Origin of the sequence: Streptomyces shenzhenensis (assembly GCF_003688995.1) — a bacterium.
Lineage (GTDB): Bacteria > Actinomycetota > Actinomycetes > Streptomycetales > Streptomycetaceae > Streptomyces > Streptomyces shenzhenensis_A.
Genome location: NZ_PENI01000011.1, coordinates 117544 through 139002 on the forward strand (window position 1 = coordinate 117544; position 21459 = coordinate 139002).

Annotated in this window: 21 protein-coding genes and 5 tRNA genes; 17 read left to right on the top strand and 9 right to left on the bottom strand. The window is 72.4% G+C overall.

What is annotated here, in order from left to right:
- Nucleotides 1-29: 29 nt before the first annotated feature.
- The 6 genes from CTZ28_RS19080 (at nt 30) to CTZ28_RS19105 (ending at nt 1329) form a co-directional block, all read left to right on the top strand.
- On the top strand, nt 30-761 hold the full coding sequence (locus tag CTZ28_RS19080; protein ID WP_183154466.1) for an HAD family hydrolase: 732 nt from the start codon (nt 30-32) through the stop codon (nt 759-761).
- Nucleotides 762-851: 90 nt separating this feature from the next.
- A tRNA-Gln gene (locus CTZ28_RS19085) sits at nt 852-923 on the top strand.
- A 39-nt stretch (nt 924-962) separates the two neighbouring features.
- Nucleotides 963-1035, top strand: a tRNA-Glu gene (locus CTZ28_RS19090).
- A 27-nt stretch (nt 1036-1062) separates the two neighbouring features.
- A tRNA-Glu gene (locus CTZ28_RS19095) sits at nt 1063-1135 on the top strand.
- Nucleotides 1136-1156: 21 nt separating this feature from the next.
- Nucleotides 1157-1228, top strand: a tRNA-Gln gene (locus tag CTZ28_RS19100).
- 28 nt (nt 1229-1256) lie between these two features.
- Nucleotides 1257-1329 (top strand) — tRNA-Glu (locus CTZ28_RS19105).
- A 69-nt stretch (nt 1330-1398) separates the two neighbouring features.
- On the opposite strand, the gene CTZ28_RS19110 is transcribed toward CTZ28_RS19105, so the two are convergent.
- Entirely contained in the window at nt 1399-2043 is a 645-nt protein-coding gene (locus CTZ28_RS19110; RefSeq protein ID WP_121890778.1) for a MerR family transcriptional regulator, read from the bottom strand.
- A gap of 90 nt (nt 2044-2133) precedes the next feature.
- Between CTZ28_RS19110 and CTZ28_RS19115 the strand changes: the two genes are divergently transcribed.
- Nucleotides 2134-2652 carry a DUF4188 domain-containing protein gene (locus CTZ28_RS19115; protein ID WP_121890951.1) on the top strand — a complete coding sequence of 173 codons (519 nt, stop codon included), beginning with the start codon at nt 2134-2136 and terminating at the stop codon, nt 2650-2652.
- Nucleotides 2653-3159: 507 nt separating this feature from the next.
- Here the strand turns inward: CTZ28_RS19115 and ndgR are convergent.
- The gene (gene ndgR / locus CTZ28_RS19120; RefSeq protein ID WP_121890780.1) at nt 3160-3876 is read right to left on the bottom strand and encodes an IclR family transcriptional regulator NdgR; all 717 of its coding nucleotides are present in this window, start codon (nt 3874-3876) and stop codon (nt 3160-3162) included.
- A gap of 190 nt (nt 3877-4066) precedes the next feature.
- On the opposite strand from ndgR, the gene leuC reads away from it, so the two are divergent.
- From leuC to CTZ28_RS19140, 4 genes are all read left to right on the top strand, one after another.
- Nucleotides 4067-5497, top strand: coding sequence for a 3-isopropylmalate dehydratase large subunit (gene leuC / locus CTZ28_RS19125; RefSeq protein ID WP_121890782.1), 1431 nt, complete (start codon nt 4067-4069; stop codon nt 5495-5497).
- 5 nt (nt 5498-5502) lie between these two features.
- Entirely contained in the window at nt 5503-6096 is a 594-nt protein-coding gene (leuD, locus tag CTZ28_RS19130) for a 3-isopropylmalate dehydratase small subunit (RefSeq protein WP_121890784.1), read from the top strand.
- Nucleotides 6097-6360: 264 nt separating this feature from the next.
- Nucleotides 6361-6591, top strand: a complete 231-nt coding sequence (locus CTZ28_RS19135) for an SCO5555 family protein (RefSeq protein ID WP_121890786.1) — start codon at nt 6361-6363, stop codon at nt 6589-6591.
- 137 nt (nt 6592-6728) lie between these two features.
- On the top strand, nt 6729-7367 hold the full coding sequence (locus tag CTZ28_RS19140; protein ID WP_121890788.1) for an HU family DNA-binding protein: 639 nt from the start codon (nt 6729-6731) through the stop codon (nt 7365-7367).
- 99 nt (nt 7368-7466) lie between these two features.
- Here CTZ28_RS19140 and CTZ28_RS19145 read toward each other — a convergent pair whose 3' ends face one another.
- Nucleotides 7467-7679, bottom strand: a complete 213-nt coding sequence (locus CTZ28_RS19145) for a hypothetical protein (RefSeq protein ID WP_121890790.1) — start codon at nt 7677-7679, stop codon at nt 7467-7469.
- Nucleotides 7680-7688: 9 nt separating this feature from the next.
- Nucleotides 7689-8327, bottom strand: a complete 639-nt coding sequence (gene cofC / locus CTZ28_RS19150) for a 2-phospho-L-lactate guanylyltransferase (protein WP_121890792.1) — start codon at nt 8325-8327, stop codon at nt 7689-7691.
- A 144-nt stretch (nt 8328-8471) separates the two neighbouring features.
- Here cofC and CTZ28_RS19155 point away from each other — a divergent pair, with 144 nt between their 5' ends.
- The 3 genes from CTZ28_RS19155 to CTZ28_RS19165 all read left to right on the top strand — a co-directional run bounded on the left by CTZ28_RS19155 (nt 8472) and on the right by CTZ28_RS19165 (nt 11483).
- Entirely contained in the window at nt 8472-9236 is a 765-nt protein-coding gene (locus tag CTZ28_RS19155; protein ID WP_121890793.1) for a lysophospholipid acyltransferase family protein, read from the top strand.
- Nucleotides 9233-10243: an NAD(P)H-dependent glycerol-3-phosphate dehydrogenase gene (locus CTZ28_RS19160; protein WP_121890795.1), complete on the top strand. Its 1011-nt coding sequence runs from the start codon at nt 9233-9235 to the stop codon at nt 10241-10243. Before CTZ28_RS19155 ends, CTZ28_RS19160 begins: the two co-directional genes overlap by 4 nt.
- 82 nt (nt 10244-10325) lie before the next feature.
- Nucleotides 10326-11483: a D-alanine--D-alanine ligase family protein gene (locus tag CTZ28_RS19165; protein WP_121890797.1), complete on the top strand. Its 1158-nt coding sequence runs from the start codon at nt 10326-10328 to the stop codon at nt 11481-11483.
- Between the two features lie 96 nt (nt 11484-11579).
- On the opposite strand, the gene CTZ28_RS19170 is transcribed toward CTZ28_RS19165, so the two are convergent.
- A complete protein-coding gene (locus tag CTZ28_RS19170) occupies nt 11580-12095 on the bottom strand; it encodes a DUF3515 domain-containing protein (protein ID WP_121890799.1) in 516 nt (171 codons plus the stop codon).
- A gap of 20 nt (nt 12096-12115) precedes the next feature.
- Nucleotides 12116-12349, bottom strand: a complete 234-nt coding sequence (locus CTZ28_RS19175) for an Lrp/AsnC family transcriptional regulator (RefSeq protein WP_009190833.1) — start codon at nt 12347-12349, stop codon at nt 12116-12118.
- Nucleotides 12350-12555: 206 nt separating this feature from the next.
- Here CTZ28_RS19175 and CTZ28_RS19180 point away from each other — a divergent pair, with 206 nt between their 5' ends.
- Together CTZ28_RS19180 and thiD are read left to right on the top strand one after the other, a co-directional pair.
- Entirely contained in the window at nt 12556-13521 is a 966-nt protein-coding gene (locus CTZ28_RS19180) for a thiamine-phosphate kinase (RefSeq protein WP_121890801.1), read from the top strand.
- The gene (thiD, locus tag CTZ28_RS19185; RefSeq protein ID WP_121890803.1) at nt 13518-14312 is read left to right on the top strand and encodes a bifunctional hydroxymethylpyrimidine kinase/phosphomethylpyrimidine kinase; all 795 of its coding nucleotides are present in this window, start codon (nt 13518-13520) and stop codon (nt 14310-14312) included. The genes CTZ28_RS19180 and thiD overlap by 4 nt, the downstream gene beginning before the upstream one ends.
- Before the next feature lie 131 nt (nt 14313-14443).
- On the opposite strand, the gene rpmB is transcribed toward thiD, so the two are convergent.
- Nucleotides 14444-14629 (bottom strand): 50S ribosomal protein L28, encoded by a 186-nt coding sequence (rpmB, locus tag CTZ28_RS19190; RefSeq protein ID WP_004924906.1) that lies wholly within the window; start codon nt 14627-14629, stop codon nt 14444-14446.
- Nucleotides 14630-14887: 258 nt separating this feature from the next.
- On the opposite strand from rpmB, the gene CTZ28_RS19195 reads away from it, so the two are divergent.
- Entirely contained in the window at nt 14888-16645 is a 1758-nt protein-coding gene (locus CTZ28_RS19195) for a DAK2 domain-containing protein (protein WP_121890804.1), read from the top strand.
- A gap of 60 nt (nt 16646-16705) precedes the next feature.
- Here the strand turns inward: CTZ28_RS19195 and CTZ28_RS19200 are convergent, their stop codons facing one another.
- Together CTZ28_RS19200 and CTZ28_RS19205 are read right to left on the bottom strand one after the other, a co-directional pair.
- Complete coding sequence (locus CTZ28_RS19200; protein ID WP_121890806.1) at nt 16706-19633, bottom strand: tetratricopeptide repeat protein; 2928 nt, start codon at nt 19631-19633, stop codon at nt 16706-16708.
- Nucleotides 19630-21459 (bottom strand): HSP90 family protein, encoded by a 1830-nt coding sequence (locus CTZ28_RS19205; RefSeq protein ID WP_121890808.1) that lies wholly within the window; start codon nt 21457-21459, stop codon nt 19630-19632. The genes CTZ28_RS19200 and CTZ28_RS19205 overlap by 4 nt, the downstream gene beginning before the upstream one ends.

The following is a 21459-nucleotide window of genomic DNA, read 5'->3' on the forward strand; positions in this document are numbered from 1 at the left end:
GCGGCCCGGCCGCGCGCTACCGTCGGCCCATGAGCATCCGAGCCGTGGTCTGGGACGTGGACGACACCCTTTTCGACTACACGACCGCCGACCGGGCCGGCATGCGGGCCCACCTGGCGGCGGAGGGCCTGCTGCCCGCGTACGACGGCGTGGAGCAGGCCCTCGCGCGCTGGCGGGAGATCACCGACGTGCAGTGGGCGCGGTTCGGAGCCGGTGAGGTCGGCTTCGAGGAGCAGCGCCGGGACCGGGTGCGGGACTTTCTTGGGGCGGAGCTGACCGACGACGAGGCCGAGGCCTGGTTCGGGCGCTACATCGCGCACTACGAGGCCGCCTGGAGCCTGTTCCCCGACGTGCTGCCCGTCCTCGACGTCCTCGCCGCGAGCCACCGGCACGCGGTGCTGTCCAATTCGAGCACCCGCGTCCAGGAGCACAAGCTGCGCGTCCTCGGGGTGCGCGACCGCTTCGAGGCGGTGCTGTGCGCGGCGGAACTCGGCGTCTCCAAGCCCGCCCCCGAGGCGTTCCTGGCGGCCTGCGAGGCACTGGAACTGCCGCCGCACGAGGTGGCGTACGTCGGTGACCACCCGGAGATCGACGGACGGGGCGCGGCCGAGGCCGGATTGCTGTCCGTGTGGATCGATCGCGGCGGGGCGCCGGCCGCCGCTGCGGCCGCCGCCGCGGCCCACCGGATCTCCTCGCTGGCCGAACTCCCCGCGATCGTCCACGCCGATACCCGTTTTGGAGCCCCGTCCACCTTCGGGTAATGTTCTTCCTGCGCCGCGGTGAGCGGGCCGGAAGGCCAGGGAACCGGGCGCACAACTAGAACAAGATCCCCTGCGGGGCTTGCGTTCCAGTGGCCTATGGTGTAATTGGCAGCACGACTGATTCTGGTTCAGTTAGTCTTGGTTCGAGTCCAGGTAGGCCAGCTCGCAGAGCTCATCTGCATCAGCGGATCTCATCCGCAAGCCCCCGTTGTGTAGCGGCCTAGCACGCTGCCCTCTCAAGGCAGTAGCGCCGGTTCGAATCCGGTCGGGGGTACGGTCCCGATCATCTTGGGACGCTAGGGCCCCCGTTGTGTAGCGGCCTAGCACGCCGCCCTCTCAAGGCGGTAGCGCCGGTTCGAATCCGGTCGGGGGTACTGACTGGTCTAAACCATCATTGGTCTATGGTGTAATTGGCAGCACGACTGATTCTGGTTCAGTTAGTCTTGGTTCGAGTCCAGGTAGACCAGCTCGGATCTGCGGAAACGTACGATCCTCGCCCCCGTTGTGTAGCGGCCTAGCACGCCGCCCTCTCAAGGCGGTAGCGCCGGTTCGAATCCGGTCGGGGGTACACGGAACGAAGGCCCTTCACCTCGGTGGAGGGCCTTCGCCGTGTCCGGGGCCGGTGCGGCATCCGGGTCTACTCGAAGCCGTAGCGCCGCGCCGACTCCTCCTCCTGGGCCAGCCGGTGCAGCGCCTGCAGCACCGGTTCGTTGAGGATCGTCTCCAGGACCGCGGTCTCCACCTGCTCCGTCTCCGACGGGTGGGTCTCCATGAAATCCAGGTCGAGGACGGCCGCCCGGTGCATCAACTGGGCGTACGGCGCGAGCAGTTCCGCCCCCCAGCCGTAGCCGAGCCGCCGGAACGCGGCGACCGCCAGCACCAGCGAGCGGTAGGAGGGGGAGATCGTGGTCAGCGCCTGGGCGTTCGTCCAGCCCAGCGCCGCAAGGAGCCGGTCCACCTCCGTGCGCGCGGCCCGGACGTACTCGTCCTCCTCGTCCGGCTCGGCGGCCTGCGGCAGCGCCCACAGCGCCGCGCCCAGCCGGATCGTGCGGCCCAGTGAGTCGTCGTCGATGTGCCCGAGCACCTCGCGGACCGTCGCCACCGGCAGCCGGCCGACGTGGATCATCGCGCGCACCAGGCGCAGCCTGCGCAGATGCTCCTCGTCGTAGTCGGCCGTCGTCGTGTTGACCTGACGGCCGGGGGGCAGCAGCCCCTCCCGCAGGTAGTACTTGATCGTCGCCGTGGACACCCCGCTGCGCGCGCTCAGCTCCGCCAGTCGCACTGTCTTGCGCCTCTCCTTGGGAAGTGTCACTATCCAAGCACCACATGGACGGATAGTGCCGCTATCCGATGAGTGTCGTTGGAGGTCGCCATGTTCGCGAAGCCGGTGTCGGGCCGTACGACCGCGGCCGCCGAGGGGGACGTGGTGGTCCTCCTCATCGGCCTGCGCATCAACCGCTTCTGGGCCGTGCACCACTGGCTGCCGGCCCTGGTGTCGATGTTCCGCATGCTGCGGGAGCTGGCGCGGGACGGTGACATCGGGCTGCTGGCGCGCGTCCTGCTGACCGCCTCGCCGCGCACGTACTACGTCGTCCAGTACTGGGAGTCCAAGGAGCAGCTCTACGCGTACGCGTCCTCACCCGCCATGTTGCATCACAGGGTGTGGGCGATCACCAACCGCATGGAGCGCAAGGGCAGGGTGCGCGGGCATGTGGGGCTGTGGCACGAGACGTACGTGGTGCCGGAGGGCTCGTACGAGTCGATCTACCTCGACATGCCGCCCTTCGGCCTCGCGCGGGCCCACGGACAGGCGCCGGTCGAGCGGCGGGGCCGCACGGCACGGGACCGCTTCGGCTACCGATCGACGAAGGCGACCGGAAAGACAGGCTGAGCACGGACGGGCACGCGGCTCAACCTGAGCGGCGCGGGGCCTAGCTAGGAGGGCCGTCCGTCGATTGCCGCTTGGGCGTGCGTCCGGCTCGGGTGCTGGGTGGGCCGGGCGGTGCGGGACCGGTCGGCGGTGGTGGCCTGGAGGACCGGGTGTGCAGGGGAGGGTCTGCCGCGGCGTTGAGGCGGGCCTTCCTGGTGTTGGGTGTGGCTCAGCCTGAGCGGCGTAGGGCTGCGGAGAGGCGGCCGGCGGCGTCGATGACCGCTTGGGCGTGCGTCCGGCTCGGGTGCTGGGTGGGCCGGGCGGTGCGGGACCGGTCGGCGGTGGTGGCCTGGAGGACCGGGTGTGCAGGGGAGGGTCTGCCGCGGCGTTGAAGTGGGCCTTCCCGGTGTTGAGTGTGGCTCACCCTGGCGGCGTAGGGCCTCGGAGAGTTGGCCGGCGGCGTGGCCGGGTGCGTGGGGGAGAGCCTGCCGCGGCGTTGAGGCGGGTCTTCCCGGTGTTGTGCGTGGGTCAGCCTGAGCGGCGCAGGGCCTCGGAGAGGCGGCCGGCGGCGTCGATGACCGCCTGGGCGTGCATCCGGCCGGGGTGCCGGGTGAGCCGTTCGATGGGGCCGGAGACGGACACGGCGGCCACGACGCGGTTCGAGGGGCCGCGGACCGGCGCGGAGACGGACGCCACGCCCGGCTCGCGCTCGCCGATGGACTGGGCCCAGCCGCGGCGCCGCACACCGGACAGGGCCGTCGCGGTGAAGCGGGCGCCCTGCAGGCCGCGGTGCAGCCGCTCGGGCTCCTCCCAGGCGAGCAGGATCTGCGCGGACGAGCCCGCCTTCATCGTGAGCGTGGAGCCGACCGGCACCGTGTCCCGGAGTCCGGACAGCCGCTCCGCGGCGGCCACGCAGATGCGCATGTCGCCCTGGCGCCGATAGAGCTGCGCGCTCTCGCCGGTGATGTCCCGCAGATGGGTGAGCACCGGGCCCGCCGTCGCCAGCAGGCGGTCCTCGCCCGCCGCCGCGGCCAGCTCGGACAGCCGCGGTCCGAGGATGAAACGGCCCTGCATGTCGCGTGCCACCATGCGGTGGTGTTCCAGCGCCACGGCCAGCCGGTGAGCCGTGGGTCGTGCCAGTCCGGTGGCGCCGACCAGACCCGCGAGGGTGGCCGGCCCGGACTCCAGAGCGCTCAGGACGAGGGCCGCCTTGTCCAGAACGCCGACGCCGCTACTGTTGTCCATGCAACGATACTCGCGTCTCACTCTGTGAAACGCAAGTTCAATTTTCGGTGGAACACGCCACTCTGGAAGTCACAGCGGCCCGCGGACCGACGGGCTTGGCGGCGGACGTCCGGAGAACAGGGGCGCGGGCGCCGTTTCCTGAGAAATCTCTAGTTGGGCCGGTGCAGCATTGCCGGCCGGAGGGAAAGCGATGGGTAGGACACTCGCGGAGAAGGTCTGGGACGACCACGTCGTCCGGCGCGCCGAGGGCGAGCCCGACCTCCTCTTCATCGATCTGCACCTGCTGCACGAGGTGACCAGCCCGCAGGCCTTCGACGGTCTGCGGCAGAACGGCCGCCGGGTGCGCCGCCTCGACCTCACCATCGCCACCGAGGACCACAACACCCCGACCCTCGACATCGACAAGCCCATCGCCGACCCGGTCTCCCGCGCCCAGCTGGAGACCCTGCGCAAGAACTGCGCCGAGTTCGGGGTACGGCTGCACCCGCTGGGCGACGTCGAGCAGGGCGTGGTGCATGTCGTCGGCCCCCAGCTGGGCCTGACCCAGCCCGGTACGACGGTCGTCTGCGGCGACTCCCACACCTCCACGCACGGCGCCTTCGGCGCTCTGGCGTTCGGCATCGGCACCTCCCAGGTGGAGCATGTGCTGGCCACCCAGACGCTGCCCCTGGCCCGCCCGAGGACCATGGCGATCACGGTCGAGGGCGAACTGCCCGGGGGCGTCACCGCCAAGGACCTGATCCTGGCGATCATCGCGAAGATCGGCACCGGCGGCGGCCAGGGCTACATCCTGGAGTACCGCGGCTCCGCCATCGAGAAGCTCTCGATGGAGGCCCGGATGACCATCTGCAACATGTCGATCGAGGCCGGCGCCCGCGCGGGCATGATCGCCCCCGACGAGACGACCTTCGCCTACCTCAAGGGCCGCCCGCACGCCCCCGAGGGCGCCGACTGGGACGCCGCGGTGGCGTACTGGAAGACGCTGCGCACGGACGAGGACGCGGTCTTCGACGCCGAAGTGGTCATCAACGCCGACGAGCTCTCGCCGTTCGTCACCTGGGGCACCAACCCCGGCCAGGGCGCGCCGCTTTCGTCGGCGGTCCCCGACCCGGCTTCGTACGAGGACGCCTCGGAGCGCTTCGCCGCCGAAAAGGCCCTGGAGTACATGGGGTTGGAGGCCGGTCAGACGCTGCGCTCCATCAAGGTGGACACCGTCTTCGTAGGCTCCTGCACCAACGGCCGCATCGAGGACCTGCGCGCCGCCGCCGGCATCATCAAGGACCGCAAAGTCGCCGACGGCGTACGGATGCTGGTCGTCCCGGGCTCCGCGCGGGTCGGTCTGCAGGCCGTCTCCGAGGGTCTGGACGTGGTCTTCAAGGAGGCCGGCGCCGAATGGCGGCACGCGGGCTGCTCGATGTGTCTGGGCATGAACCCCGACCAGCTCGCCCCGGGTGAGCGCTCCGCGTCCACCTCCAACCGCAACTTCGAGGGCCGGCAGGGCAAGGGCGGCCGTACGCACCTGGTGTCGCCGCAGGTCGCGGCCGCTACGGCGGTCCTGGGTCACCTGGCGTCCCCCGCCGACCTGTCCGACGCCGACACCCGTACGCCCGCTGGAGTCTGAGAGCCATGGAAGCATTCACCACGCACACCGGCCGGGCCGTCCCGCTGCGCCGCAGCAATGTCGACACCGACCAGATCATCCCTGCTCACTGGCTCAAGAAGGTGACCAGGGACGGATTCGAGGACGGGCTGTTCGAGGCCTGGCGCAAGGACCCGGAGTTCGTCCTCAACCGGCCCGAGCGGCAGGGCGCGACCGTGCTGGTCGCCGGCCCCGACTTCGGCACCGGCTCCTCCCGTGAGCACGCGGTCTGGGCGCTGCAGAACTACGGCTTCAAGGCCGTGATCTCCTCCCGGTTCGCCGACATCTTCCGCGGCAACTCGCTGAAGAACGGTCTGCTCACGGTGGTCCTGGAGCAGAAGATCGTGGATGCGCTGTGGGAGCTGACCGAGAAGGACGTCACTGCTGAGGTCACTGTGGACCTTGAGACGCGTGAGGTGCGCGCCGAGGGCATCACCGCCTCCTTCGAGCTGGACGAGAACTCCCGCTGGCGGCTGCTGAACGGGCTGGACGACATCTCCATCACCCTGCGGAACGAGGCCGACATCGCCGCGTACGAGGCGAAGCGGCCCGCCTACAAGCCGCGGACGCTGAAGGTCTGAGCCAACCGGCCCGACAGGTCGAGATCCGGCCACGCCAACACCCTCTCTGTACCCCCGATCGCCACGATTGGGGGTACAGCCATGTCTGCACCCGAACGGCCCCGACCCGCCCCCGTCCGTCTCTCAACTCCCCACGTTACGTGGGTGATCAGCGGGGTAGAGGTCCGACGGGGCGCCGGATCTCGCGGGCGCCCGGACGGCCCGGAGCGGCGGCAGTTGCCCCCTGGGCAGGCGACAACTCGCCCCAGATGGCACAATCTGTGCATGGAACACGACGGCCAACTCCAGCTCTATGCGGCGGTCGCGGACCAACTGAAGGAAGCGCACGCAAGGGTGCGCGCACTGCAAGTCCCGGAGGGCGTACGGATGGCGCTGGCCCGGAAGCTGCTGGTCATTACGGCCGTGGCCAAGCACGATCTCGCCGACGCGGCAAGGCGGCTCGACCGGTTCACCGCGGACCTCGACGCGGGTCGATTCCCCGAAGAGGAACGCTGAACAAGTCCGGGAGGACCGAGTCCGTTGCGGCACAAGGGTGATTAGCCCGTTTCGTGTTTGATTTGCGGTATATATCTGCCTAACGTGCGAAAAAGCTAGATCAGTTTCGTTCTGGCGATGTCTCCGAAGGGGAAGACGTGAACAAGGCGCAGCTCGTAGAAGCGATTGCCGACAAGATGGGTGGCCGCCAGCAGGCCGCCGATGCTGTCGATCATGTCCTGGACGCCATTGTCCGCGCGGTCGTCGCGGGCGAGCGGGTCTCGGTCACCGGCTTCGGGTCCTTCGAGAAGGTGGACCGCCCCGCCCGTTACGCCCGTAACCCCCAGACGGGCGAGCGGGTTCGGGTCAAGAAGACCTCGGTGCCGCGGTTCCGTGCCGGTCAGGGCTTCAAGGACCTGGTGAGCGGCTCGAAGAAGCTCCCGCGGGGCGGCGAGGTCTCGGTCAAGAAGGCGCCCAAGGGCAGCCTGACCGGCGGTGCTGCCGCGACGGTCAAGAAGGCCGCCGCCAAGAAGGTGACCGCCAAGAAGGCCACGGCAGCGGCGAAGAAGGCCGCGGTGAAGAAGACGACCGCCAAGAAGACCACGGCGGCCGCCAAGAAGGTCACGGCCAAGAAGACGACCGCCAAGAAGACCGCGGCGGCCGCCAAGAAGACCACCGCGAAGAAGGCCACCGCGAAGAAGGCGACGGCCAAGAAGGCCCCGGCGAAGAAGGCCCCGGCCAAGAAGTCGACGGCTCGCAAGACCACCGCCAAGAAGGTCACCGCCCGCAAGGCGTAAGGGCACCAGGGCACTCACACGCCGGGCCGGACTCCCTCGGGAGTCCGGCCCGCGGCGCGTTCGGGGGCTTTTCGCGTTCAGGGCGTCATATCTCGCCGCTCAGAGCGTCTGCAGGGTCACCAGGGTGATCCGCAGGCCCGGGCCGGCCCCGTCGGCCGGTTCCGTCTCGATCCGCACCCGCTGCCCGGGCCGCAGCAGCCGCAGCCCGCCCGCGTCGAACGCCGGCGCGTCGAAGGGCACCGGGGTGCCGTCGTCCAGCAGCACCTGCCCGCTGCGGGTCTCGGGGTCGTACGTGTATGCGGTCGCCTGCATGACGGCAGCCTACTGCCCGGGGATCAGCAGCCGCGCGGCCGCCGCCGCGGTGCGCGGACCCACCCCGAGCACCAGTGCCGCGCGCAGATCGGCGCCGGTGTCCACGTCCTGCCGTACCGAGTCCACCGTGTCCAGCCGGAGTTCCCGCGCGCCCGACGCACCGTGCCGGGCGCGGGAATCGCCGCCGAAAGCCGGGCGCAATTCCCGCCCGGGGGCCGCCGCCAGCAGCGTCGTGCCGATTCCGGCGGCATCAGGGAGAAAGGCACGCGGGAATTCGGCCGCGGCGTCCAGCACCCGGGCCAATTCCGGCGGGCGCAACGCCGGCAGATCGGCGTTCAGGGCCGCCACCGCGGCTCCCGGGCGCGCCGACCGTACGACACCGGCCGCGTGCGCCAGGGCGGCGTTCAGGCCGCCGCCCGGCTCGTCCGGGACGATGCGGGCGCCGAGCGCCGTGAGTTCCCGGCCGGCCAGCGCGTCGTCCGTGACGACCGCCACATCCCGCACCGCCCCACAGGCCAGCGCCGCCGCCACCGTGTCCTGCGCGAACGCCAGCGCCAGCCCCGGGCGCAGCCCGTCGGCCGCGGTGTCCGCGAGCCTGCTCTTGGCCAGCGCCAAGGGCTTCACGGGGATGACCAAGGTCCACTGCACCGACGTACCGTCCCTCTCTCGTCGCGGTCATTGTCACCCGGGTCATCCGGCGGCCCGGGCGGCGGGGCGTACGGTGTCCTCGACATACGGGCGGCCTGGAGCGACACTTGTGCGGCTCCCCAGGCTCTAGAGGAAGGTGCACGCGTGTCCCGCCGCAGAATCGGCTTCTGGTACCGCTTCGCCGCGGTGATCTGCAAACCGCCGCTGGTGGTTCTGATCAAGCGGGACTGGCGTGGAATGGAGCACATTCCGGCCGAGGGCGGATTTATCACGGTGGTGAACCACAATTCCCACATCGATCCCCTCGCGTACGCGCACTATCAGTACAACACCGGACGGGTGCCGCGATTCCTGGCGAAGAGCGGTCTTTTCAAGAAGGGCTTCGTCGGGGCCGGGATGCGCGGCACCGGACAGATCCCCGTGTACCGGGAGAGCACCGACGCGCTCAGCGCCTTCCGGGCCGCGATCGACGCGGTGGAGCGCGGCGAGTGCGTCGCCTTCTACCCCGAGGGCACCCTCACCCGCGACCCGGACGGCTGGCCCATGACGGGCAAGACCGGCGCCGCGAGGGTGGCCCTGCAGACCAAGTGCCCGGTCATCCCCGTCGCCCAGTGGGGCTGCAACGAGCTGCTGCCGCCGTACGCCAAGAGGCCCGACATCCTGCCGCGCAAGACGCACCACGTGCTCGCGGGCCCGCCGGTGGATCTGTCGCGCTTCTACGACCAGGAGATGACCGCGGAGGTACTCAAGGAGGCCACCGAGGTCATCATGTCCGCCATCACCCGCCAGCTGGAGGAGATCCGCGGCGAGAAGGCGCCCGATACGCCGTACGATCCGCGTCGGGAGCGGATCGAGCAGCGACGCAGGACGCGGGCGCAGAGCGGTCAGGAAGGGAACGGCGGCAAGTGAGCGAGCCTGTCAAAGCGGCGGTCTTCAGCGCCGGTTCGTGGGGTACGGCGTTCGGGATGGTGCTGGCCGACGCGGGGTGCGAGGTCACCCTGTGGGCCCGGCGCCCGGAGGTCGAGGAGGCGATCAACTCCACGCGGACCAACCCCGACTATCTGCCCGGTGTCGAGCTGCCGGCGAACCTGCGGGCCACCACCGACCCCGCCGAGGCCGCGGCCGGCGCCGACTTCACGGTGCTGTCGGTGCCCTCGCAGACACTGCGCGCGAACCTGGCCGACTGGGTCCCGCTGCTCGCGCCCGACACGGTCCTCGTCTCCCTGATGAAGGGCGTGGAACTCGGCTCCACGATGCGGATGAGCGAGGTGATCGAGGACGTCGCCAAGGTCGGTCACGACCGGATCGCCGTGGTCACCGGCCCCAATCTGGCCCGGGAGATCGCCGCCCGGATGCCCGCGGCGGCCGTGGTCGCCTGCACCGACGAGGCGGTGGCCCGGCGGCTCCAGGCTCACTGCCACACGCCCTACTTCCGTCCGTACACCAACACCGACGTGGTGGGCTGCGAGCTGGGCGGCGCCGTGAAGAACGTCATCGGCCTCGCCGTGGGCATCGCCGACGGCATGGGGCTCGGCGACAACGCCAAGGGCTCGCTGATCACGCGCGGGCTCGCCGAGACCACCCGGCTCGGCGTGGTGCTGGGCGCCGATCCGCTGACCTTCTCCGGACTCGCGGGCCTGGGCGACCTGGTGGCCACCTGTTCCTCGCCGCTGTCCCGCAACCACACCTTCGGCACCAACCTCGGCAAGGGCATGACCCTGGAGGAGACCATCGCGGTCACGAGGCAGACCGCCGAGGGCGTCAAGTCCTGCGAGTCCGTGCTCGATCTGGCCCGCAGGCACGGCGTCGACATGCCCCTCACGGAGACGGTCGTCGGCATCGTGCACGAGGGCAAGCCGCCGGTCGTGGCGCTCAAGGAACTGATGTCGCGCAGCGCCAAACCCGAACGACGGTGAGCGAACCGGGCCGTATTTGGTCCGTTTGCGTTCGGGGCAGACGCTGTGTCCGACCACTACCAACGGGTACTCTCAACGCGATATGAGCACCGAGAACCTCCCCCAGAGCCCTGAGCAGCAGCCGCGCAAGCCGCGTGTGGCCGTCGTGTTCGGCGGGCGCAGCTCCGAACACGGGATCTCCATGGTCACCGCGGGCGCCGTGCTGCGCGCCATCGACCGCACCAAGTACGACGTGCTGCCGATCGGCATCACGCGGGACGGGCGTTGGGTGCTCACCGCGGACGCCCCGGAGCGCATGGCCATCGCCGAACGCCGCACGCCCGAGGTCGAGGAACTCGCCGAGTCGAGCGAGGGCGCCGTGGTGCTCCCCGTCGACCCGGGCAACCGCGAGGTCGTCTACAGCGAGCCCGGCTCCGTGCCGAAGGCGCTGGGCGAGGTCGACGTGGTCTTCCCGGTGCTGCACGGCCCGTACGGCGAGGACGGCACCCTCCAGGGGCTGCTGGAGCTGTCCGGCGTCCCGTACGTGGGCTCGGGCGTGCTCGCCTCGGCCGTCGGCCAGGACAAGGAGTACATGAAGCGGGTCTTCACCTCCTTCGGGCTCGCGGTCGGCCCGTACCTGGTGATCCGGCCGCGGGAGTGGGAGCGCGACGAGTCCGCCGCCCGCAGCCGGATCGTCGACTTCGCCGGGGAGCACGGCTGGCCGCTGTTCGTGAAGCCCGCGCGCGCGGGCTCGTCGATCGGCATCACCAAGGTCGACGACCTGTCCGGGCTGGACGAGGCGATCGCCGAGGCCCGGGCGCACGACCCGAAGATCCTGGTCGAGGCCGCGCTGCGGGGCCGCGAGATCGAGTGCGGGGTGCTGGAGTTCGAGGACGGCCCGCGGGCCTCCGTACCGGCCGAGATCCCGCCGCCGGACGCGCACGCGTACTACGACTTCGAGGCCAAGTACATCGACTCCACGCCCGGCATCGTGCCCGCGCCGCTGACCGAGGAGGAGACCGCCGAGGTGCGGCGGCTCGCGGTGGCGGCCTTCGAGGCGGCCTCCTGCGAGGGGCTGGTCCGCGCGGACTTCTTCCTCACCGAGGACGGCGAGTTCGTGATCAACGAGATCAACACGATGCCCGGCTTCACGCCGATCTCGATGTACCCGCAGATGTGGCAGGCGTCCGGGATCAGCTATCCCGAGCTGGTGGATCTGCTGGTGCGGGCTGCGCTGCGGCGCTCCACGGGTCTGCGCTGAGCGCTCCGCGGGTTCAGCCGTTCACGTCGTCGGTTGTCTGCGGCTGCGTCGTGGCTGGGCGCGCAGTTCCCCGCGCCCCTTTGGGGCGCGGGGGAGTCAGGTCATGGAGGCGATTCCCTCGGGGATCGCCTTCTTCACGGCCGGTGCGAGGCCGACCAGTACCGTCGAACTCTCCTGGTCGCCGTCCCCCTTCGGCAGGGTCACCTGCACATACGCCTCGCGGTTGGCCGTGGTGAACCGCATCGTCCCGTCGGACTGCTTCTCCATCAGCCAGTCGACGCCGTTCACGCCGCCCCCGATCGCGCCGGGGTCGTCGCCGTTCGCGACCGCGGGGTCGGTCATCTTGGGCGGCCGGGTGACACCGCAGCGCAGTATGATCGCCGGGCTTCCCCAGCCCGCCGTGAAGGCGGACCGGGGCTCGGGGTCGTTGCGGCTCCGTCCGTCCAGCGTCCCCGGCAGCGCCTTGTCCAGGTTCTGACACAACCCGGCCGTCTTCGCGTCCGGGCTGGGAACCGCGGCGGTGGCGTCGTCGTCTGCTGAGGAACAGCCCGCGACGGAGATCAGCAGGGCGAGCGCGGGCAGACCGAGGAGCCGGTGCCGGAAGATGTTCACCGGCCAAGGGTAGACGGGGGCTACAGATGGACGACCGGGCAGGTCAGGGTGCGGGTGATGCCGTCCACTTGCTGGACCTTGGCGACCACCATGCGACCCAGATCGTCCACGGTGTCCGCTTGTGCGCGCACGATGACGTCATAAGGTCCCGTCACGTCCTCGGCCTGGATCACTCCAGGGAGCCTGCTGATCGTCTCGGCGACGGTCGACGCCTTGCCGACCTCCGTCTGGATCAGGATGTACGCCTGTACCACGGAACCTCCAGGGCGGCCACGAGGATCATGTGGGGAAAAGGAACGCCACGGTATCGCGTCGCCGCTCGTCACGGGGAGACCTGCGGAGAGCGGGGTCCGCGCGCCGGGGTGCAGGCACGACGGAAGTTGACGGCCGTCTCGACCGTATCGAGGACGACGATGAGGTACGAGCGGGCGCGGACAGGCACAGAAGGGGCGAAAGGGAAATGAAGGGCACTGTTGGTGAGCTAGGGGAATTCGGGCTCATCAGGGAGCTCACCTCCCGTCTGACGACCACCCCGGCGGTCCGGGTGGGGCCCGGCGACGACGCCGCGGTGGTCGCCGCGCCCGACCGCCGGGTGGTGGCGAGCACCGACATCCTGCTGGAGGGACGGCACTTCCGCCGCGACTGGTCCACGGCGTACGACGTGGGCCGCAAGGCCGCCGCGCAGAACCTCGCCGACATCGCGGCCATGGGCGCCGTGCCCACCGCCCTGCTGCTCGGCCTGGTCGTACCCGCCGAACTCCCGGTCACCTGGCCCAGTGAGCTGATGGACGGACTGCGCGACGAGTGCCAGGTCGCCGGCGCCTCGGTGGTCGGCGGCGATGTGGTGCGCGGCGACACGATCATGGTGTCGATCACCGCGCTCGGCGATCTGCGCAACCAGGAGCCCGTGACCCGGGCGGGCGCGCAGCCCGGCGACCTCGTCGCGGTCACCGGCTGGCTGGGCTGGTCAGCGGCCGGGTACGCGGTGCTCTCCCGGGGCTTCCGCTCGCCGCGCGCCTTCGTCGAGGCCCACCGCCGCCCCGAGCCGCCGTACCACGCGGGTCCGGCCGCCGCCGGGCTCGGCGCGACCGCGATGTGCGACGTGAGCGACGGGCTGATCGCCGACCTCGGGCACATCGCGGAGGCCAGCAAGGTCCGTATCGACGTCCGGTCCGGCGCCATCGACATCCCGTCCCAGATGAACGACATCGGGCAGGCCGTCGGCGTCGACCCGCTCCAGTGGGTGCTGACCGGCGGAGAGGACCATGCGATCGTGGCGACCTTCCCGCCGGACGTGAAGCTCCCCGCCCGCTGGAAGGTGATCGGCGAGGTACTCAACCCCTCGGCGCTGCCCCAGGTGACGGTCGACGGCGCGCCCTGGACCGACAAGGGCGGCTGGGACCACTTCGGGGACATCGAGTCATGAGCGCGCCACCCAGGGTGCTGACGGTCGCCGGCTCCGACTCCGGCGGCGGCGCGGGCATCCAGGCCGACCTGAAGACCATGCTGGCGCTGGGGGCGCACGGCATGAGCGTGATCACCGCGGTCACCGCGCAGAACTCGCTCGGGGTGCAGGGCGCCTGGGAACTGCCGGTGGCGGCGGTGCGCGCCCAGTACCGCAGCGTCGTCGACGACATCGGCGTCCAGGCCGTGAAGACCGGGATGCTGGCCTCCGCCGAACTCGTCGAGGCGGTCGCCGAGTTGATCGGCGGGACGGACGCGCCCGCGGTCGTCGACCCGGTGGGCGTGTCCAAGCACGGCGATTCGCTGCTGGCCGCCTCCGCACTGGACTCGGTGCGCACGGCGCTGCTGCCCGCGGCGACGGTGGTCACTCCGAACCTCGACGAGGTGGCCCAACTCACCGGAGTGCGCGTCGAGTCGGAGTCCGGGATGCGCGAGGCCGCCGCCGCCCTGCTGGCGTACGGGCCGGCCTGGGTGCTGATCAAGGGCGGGCACCTGTCCGGGGACGCCGTGGACCTGCTCACGGACGGTGCACGGGAGCACTGGCTGCGGGCGCCCCGGCTCGACAACCGGCACACGCACGGCACCGGCTGCACGCTGGCGTCCGCGATCGCCGTGGGGCTGGCACAGGGCCGGTCCGTGCCGGAGGCGGTGGCCGCGGCCAAGGAGTACGTCACCGGGGCGATCGCGGGCGGGTTCGCGCTGGGCGGCGGGATCGGTCCTGTGGACCACGGATGGCGCCTCGGGCGGGGCTGACGGTCCGCGCGGGCGCCCGGCGGGGCACGGCGTCACCGGCGCGGCGTGCGGGCACGGCAAAAAGCCGGCCCACCCGGAGGTGGACCGGCTCGATGCGGCGAACCGACGGTGGCCGCGCGCTCAGCAGTGCGTCAGCGCGAGACCTTGCCGGCCTTGATGCACGAGGTGCAGGCGTTCACGCGCTTCGGCGTCCCGCCGACCACGGTACGCACACGCTGGATGTTCGGGTTCCAGCGGCGGGGCGTACGGCGGTGCGAGTGCGAGATGTTGTTGCCGAAGCCCGGCCCCTTGCCGCAGACGTCGCAGTTGGCAGCCACGGGTCACTCCAAAGACTTCAGATGCACTTACGGTTGATCCCAGCATGCCGGGACCGAGATCCTAGGATCCGAGACCTTGAGTGGCGGTGCCAGGTGAATGGCCCGATTCAGGATCGGGCAACCGGAGCAGCATACAACGGCTGCGCCGGTACCACGAAACTACCATGGCAGCTCAGGGCCCGTGCCCGGCCCTGCTGAGGCCCGCGGGCGTCCGGGGTCTACGCTGCGTCCACGTCCGGCCGGCTCAGGGAGGCGCAGGTGGCGCAGGTGCCGCAGACATTCTTCGATGCTCTCGCGGTGCGCAGCTGGTGCGGTCACGCGCTGCGGGCGCTGGGACGGGCCCGTGAGGAGATCGACGCGATCAACGTGTACCCGGTGGCGGACGGCGACACCGGGACGAATCTGTATCTGACGCTGGAGTCGGCCGCCGCCGCGGTCGAGGCGGTGTTCTCCGGGTACGAGGTGGGCGCCGGGGAGGGCGCCGCGCCGTCGCCGGCCGAGGCCCTGCACGCCATGGCGCACGGCGCCCTGATCGGGGCCCGCGGGAACTCCGGGACGATCCTCGCCCAGCTGCTGCGCGGCATGGCGCAGGTGCTCACCGCCGGGACCGGCCCGGGGGAGACCGGGGAGAAGCCGGGTGAGACGGCTCACATCGACGGGCCGGGGCTGCGGCTCGCCCTGCGGCACGCCGCCGACTCCGCCCGCCGGGCCGTGGCCCATCCGGTCGAGGGCACCGTGCTCTCGGTCGCCTCGGCGGCGGCGGAGGCCGCCGGGGACGTCGAGGGCGACTGCGGCGCGGTGGCGCGGGCCGCCTACGCGGGGGCGTGCACGGCCCTGGCGGCGACCCCGGGGCAGCTGGCCGTCCTGGAGCGGGCCGGAGTGGTCGACGCGGGCGGCCGGGGGCTGGTGGCGGTGCTCGCGGCCCTGGTGGAGACGTTCACGGGGGAGGCACCGGGCGCCGCCGTCCCGGTGCGCGGGACGTACGCGCGCGTGGCGCCCGGCACGGACACCGAACGGCCCGTCGCACCGGCGCACGCGCGCGGGGCGGCCGGCGCCGAGGACGCCGGGTGCGGCAACGGCGCGGAGCCGGACGGGCCCGGCTACGAGGTGATCTATCTCCTGGAGGCCGACGACGCCGCCGTGGACCGGCTGCGGGACCGGCTCGACGGCCTCGGGGACTCCCTCGTCGTGGTCGGCGGCGACGGCCTGTGGAACGTCCACGTGCACGTCGACGACGCGGGCGCGGCGGTGGAGGCGGGCGTCGAGGCCGGGCGGCCGTACCGGATCCGGATCACCCACTTCGGCCGTGGCGACGTCCACACCCGGGGCGGCGCGCTGCCGCCCCGGGAGCGGGTGCAGCGGGCCGTCGTCGCGGTCGTGCCCGGCGAGGGGCTGGCCGGGCTGTACGCCGAGGCCGGGGCCACCACCGTGCTCGCCCGCCCCGGCGAGCCGCCCGCGAGCGGCGAGCTGGTCGAGGCGGTACGGCGGGCCCACGCGCGCGAGGTCGTGCTGCTGCCCAACGACGGCGAGCTCAGGCACACCGCGGCCGCGGCGGCCGAGCAGGCCCGTGCCGAGGGCGTCCGGGTCGCCCTCATCCCGACCCGCTCCGCGGTCCAGGGGATCGCCGCGCTCGCCGTGCACGAGCCGGAGCGCCGTTTCGACGAGGACGTCGTCCAGATGACCTCCGCCGCGGGCGCCACCCGCTACGCCGAGGTCACGGTCGCCGAACGCCAGTCCTGGACCATGGCGGGCATCTGCCAGGCCGGTGACGTCCTCGGCCTCGTCGAGGGCGACGTCGCGGTGATCGGCTCGGACGTCACCGCCACCGCCGAGGCCGTCCTGGACCGCATGCTCCAGGCCGGCGGGGAACTGGTCACCGTCGTCCTCGGCGACGACGCGCCCCCCGAGGCCGCCGACCGGCTGGCGGCACGCGTGCGTGAGTCGTATCTCGCCGTCGACACCGTCGTCTACCGCGGGGGGCGGCAGGGGGCACTGCTCCTGATCGGCGTGGAGTGACACGGGACGCCGCCGGTCCGCCGGGCCACGGCCGGGAAACCCCGGCCCGCCGCCCGGCCGTCAGTCCTCCTGGCGCACCGCGAGGTCCAGCATCTGGCCCGCCTCCGCCCGCCGCTCCCGTACCGTCCCGTCCGCCTCGTCGGCCCCCTCGTACGCCGCCAGCACCGCACGCGCGCGTGCGGCCGCCGCGGCGGGCCGGCCCAGGTCGGCCTCCAGCCAGCCGGCCGCCAGTTCGGCTCCGGTGCGGTCGTGCACGGCGTCGCCCGGCAGCAGCGCGAACACCTCGATCGCCAACGTGACCTGGGACAGCGCCTCCTCGAACGCGGCCCGGATCGCGTCGTCGTCGGCCTCCTCGGCCACCGAGCGGGCCAGCAGGTCGCCGAACTGCCGGTGCGTGTACGCGAGTTCGGCGGTCAGCCGGCGTCGGTCCGGCTCGTCGCCGGCCGCCTGACGCGCCCCCGCGCACGTCCGCACCGCCTCGGTCATCAGCTGCCGCGCCCCGTCGGCCCCGGCCGCTGAGCCCAGCGCCAGCCACGCCCGCGCGCGCAGCGAGCGGACGAGGCCGTGGACATCGCCGAGCGAACGCCACAGGTCGCCCGCGCGGGCATAGGCCCGTTCCGCCTCGGCGGGCAGCCCCGCCTGCCCGAGGGACTCGGCGGCGAGATGGGCGAGCGTGGCATGGTCGTGCTGCTCGGGCCAGTGCCGGGCGATCTCGGCGGCCTGGAGCCGGCGTTCGGCGGCGGCGCGGTGCTCGCCGAGTTCGCCCAGACAGTCCCCGAGCCACCACTGCGTCTGCACGATCGCGCCCTCGCCGTGCGTCTCGGCGCTCAAATCCGGCAGCGCCGACTCCAGCACCTCGGCGGCCTCCGCGAACCGCCCCTGCCGCAGCAGGAAGCCGCCCAGCTGGTGCCGGGCCCAGGAGCCCAGCGTGGTGCTCTGCGCGGCCTCGTCCGCCCAGTGCGCCGCCTCCAGGGCGTGCTCCGCCGCCTCCCGCAGCTCGCCCCGGCCCCCGACGACCTCGGCGAGCTGGAGGTGCAGCTGGGCCCGGCCGACGGCCTCCACGTACGGCCCGCCGTGCTCCAGGGCCGCCCGCAGCGCACGCTCCGCCTCCACCATGTCGTCACGCCGGTGGGCGAGGGCGGCCAGCCGCGCCTCGTACTCCACCGCGAACCACGGCAGCCCCGCGCCCACGAACCGGTCCACGGCCTGCCGGAACAGATCCGCCGCCGTGTCCTCGTCCCCGGTGTGCTCGGCGAGCTGCGCGAGCATCGCCCGCCCCTCGGCGACCCGGGAGACCAGCCGTACGTCGTCCCCGGTGCGGCCGTCGACCAGGGCCAGCAGCTCCCGCACGGCCCGCTCGGCGGCGGGGGCGGCGTCCGCCGCCTCGTCCTGGCCCTCGTGCAGCCGCCGCATCAGGATCCGCGCCCGGCTCATCAGCACCGCCGCCGCCTGCCGCAGGCCCGTGGCGTCCTCGGCGTACAGCGTGAGCACCTCGTCGTACGGACCGGCGACCGCCGCGAGCCCCTCGTCGACCCGGCCCGACAGGGCGCGTATGTACGCCGCACGCGCGCGTGCCGCCAGCGCCTCCCCGGGGTCGCCCGCCTCCGCGTACAGCTCGGCGGCTTGTTCGAACAGCTCGACGCCCTCGGGGCCGCGGTCCATCGCCGCGTGGTCGGCGATCTCCGCGCGCGTGCGCGCGTCCAGTTCGACGCCCTCCGCGGCCCTGGCGACCGCCGCCCATGCCTCGACGGCATGCGGCCGCAGCGTGTCCGCCAGCCGCCGCGCCTCGTCGAGCAGGGCGGACAGGTCGGCCGGGCCGGGCTCCGCCGCCGGGGCCGCGGCGGCGGGCGCGGGCGGCGCGGGGGTGCGCACGGCGGCCGTACGCACCCCCAGCGGCAGTCGCTCCGCCAGCGGGCGCTGCGCCATCCGCGCGCGCGTGCGCTCGCCGACGTACGGCGTGCCGTTGCGCCGGTCGAACCGCTCGGCCAGCTCCAGGGCCGCCACGCGCGTGTGGGCGGCGAGTTCCCCCGCGGTCCACGCCCGCCCGCTCGGGCCCGGCACCCGCTGCCCGCCGAGCCCCAGCCCGGTCAGGCGGTCCATCAGCAGCGTCACCACGGCGAGGAAGTCAAGCCGGCTGCGTGGCTGCCCGCTGTCCGTGAAGTACGCGGGGCGCTCGGCGAGCAGTTCCAGGCCGCGCGCCTCGTTGCCGGTCAGCGCGCAGAACTCCACGTGGTCCGCGTACGCGCCGCGCATGCTCTCCAGGGGCCGCACCAGCCGGAAGCCGCGCAGATGGTGGGCGCGGGCCTGCTCCGCGCGGCCGAGGCGCAGCAGCGGCAGCAGGGAGGCCGCGAGGACGGTGTGCGGCTCGTGGGCGCAGGTGTACTCGCCCTCCAGGACCGGCCGCCACAGCTCGATCGCCTCGGCGTCCCGGCCGCGCCGCACCTGCCAGCCGCCCTGCCTGTGCAGCTCGCACGCGTGGCAGTCGGCCATGCTGTCCCGGTCGGCGGCCAGCCACGCCGCGTACGCCCGCTCGGCGCGGTCCAGGTCCCCGATGTGCGCGGCCACGCTGAACTCGGCCCCGCGCACGGCCCGTTCGGAGTGCCCGGCCAGCCGGTAGCGGTGCGCCATCTCGGCGAGCCACGTCTCGACGGAGGCGAGCGGGATGTGCGGCTGGTCCAGCATGCCGACAGACATCCACTTGAAGACCCAGTGCAGGGTGTGGGTCTCGTGCGCGTCGAAGTCCTCCGGGCGCTCGTCCCACATGCGCAGCAGCCGCGCGAACGGGACGAACATCTTGTCCTTCTCGGAGCTGTAGTTGTAGACCTTCAGCTGGTGTCCGAGCGCCTCGATCACGGCGAGCGGGATGTCCAGCCGCTCCGCCTCGGCGAGCAGTTGTTCCGCCCGCGCGTTGCGGGCCGGACCCTCCGGCCGCTCGCCGTTCTCCGCCATCGCCCGGCGCAGCGCGTCGAAGTCGCTGACCTCGCTCATCGGTGACCGTCCTCCCCGTGTGTGGCCCACTCCAGGAGGCCGATGAACGCGCGGTTGAGCAGTGCGGAGTCGGCGGGCCGCAGCGGGCGCTGCGCCATCAGCAGCGCCTGCCCGTACAGGGACTCCGTGGCCGTGCCGATCAGCTCGGCGTCCTTCAACGCGCCGATCCTGCGGATCAGCGGGTTGAGGTGGTTGAGCACGAGACGCGCGCGCGGGGCGCTGCCGCGCAGCGAGCCGAGGATGCCCGCCCACAGGTCGTCGGCCTGTTCCTCGGCCTCGGCGCGGGCCTGTTCGTGCCGGGCCGCCCGGTCGTCCAGGTGCAGCGCCGGCACGGACAGCGGGTGGAAGGCGCGCAGCACGACGTCGCAGCCCAGCGGGTCAAGCCTGGCCCGGGCGGCGGCCAGGAACCCGGACAGGGCCAGCTCCTCGGCCGGATCGACCGCGTCCAGATGGGCGGTCACGGTGTCCGCGTCCAGTTCGGCGACCACCGTGCCCGGGCGCACCGACGGCAGGGCCTCGACCAGATCGCTGTCGTACGTGTAGCCGCCGTTGACCACGCCGATGCCCTGCGCGGAGGCGATCGGCGCGACCTGCCGGTACTCCTCGACCGCGCGCGTGAAGTGCACCACCGGGTGGCGCTGCGCGAACTCCTCCAGGGACAGCCGCCCGTCGGTCGTCTCGAAGGGGAGCCACGGCAGCATCGTGCGCAGCATCTCCGTGTCGTGCCGCGCCAGGGACTTCACGCCCAGGTGGTGCACCGACAGGAAGGCCGCCAGCCGCTCCGGGTCGTTCGCGGCCAGCCCGGTCAGCCAGGAGCGGATCCGCTCGCCGAGCGCCTCCCGCACGGCGGCGAGGGTCTCGTCCTCGTAGAGCGACTCGCGCGAGGCGGTGGGCCGCAGGCTGTCCGTGTCCAGCACACAGCGCACGAAGAACGCCCAGTCCGGCAGCAGTTGTTCGGCGCGCTCGGTGAGCAGCATGCCCTTCAGATGCACCCGGTGCGTCGCCCGCTGGGCCGGGCTGACCGCCGCCGGCAGCACGTACGCCACCCCGCGGACACCGGCCAGCGGCACGTTCAGGTCGATGGAGTCCAGCGGGGTGAAGCCGAACAGGCCCTGGCAGTGCCGGGCCAGGGCCACCCGCCGGGCCGCGGGGGAGGGGTGAGGGCGGTCCCAGGGCGCCGGCAGGTCGGTGACCGGCTCGTCGCCGACCCGCACGTCGTAGGGCAACAGGGAGCCGAAGTCCCGGGCCAGCGTGCGGACCCGCTCGGGCGTGAGCCACTCGCCGGCTCCGGCCCGCGCCACCAGGTGGACGGTGGTGCCCGGTTCGGGCCGCGCCGACTCCGGCAGCGTCCGCACCGTGTACGAACCGTCGTCGCGCGCGGTCCACTCCACGGGCGGGGCGCCCGGCGCACGGGCGCTGCGGCTGACCACCCGGATCCGTTCGGCGACCACGAAGCAGGCGAGCAGCCCGATGCCGAACTGGCCGAGAAAGTCCGAGCGGGCCTCCTGAAGACCGTCCGCCCGCTTGGAACTGCGGCCGATCGTCGCCAGCAGGCCGTGCACGTCCGACTCGGTGAGCCCGACGCCGGTGTCGTCCACGCGCAGGGTGCGGCCGTCGGCGTGCAGCCGCACCCGGGCCGGGGCGCCGGGCTGTTCGGCCCGCCGCGCGGTGATGGCGTCCACGGCGTTCTGCAGCAGCTCGCGCAGATAGACCTTCGGGCTGGAGTACAGGTGGTGGGAGAGCAGGTCCACGAGTCCACGCAGGTCGACCTGGAACGTATGAGGTGACGGTGATGCCTGGGGTGGCTGTGAGGTCTGGGAGTCCAT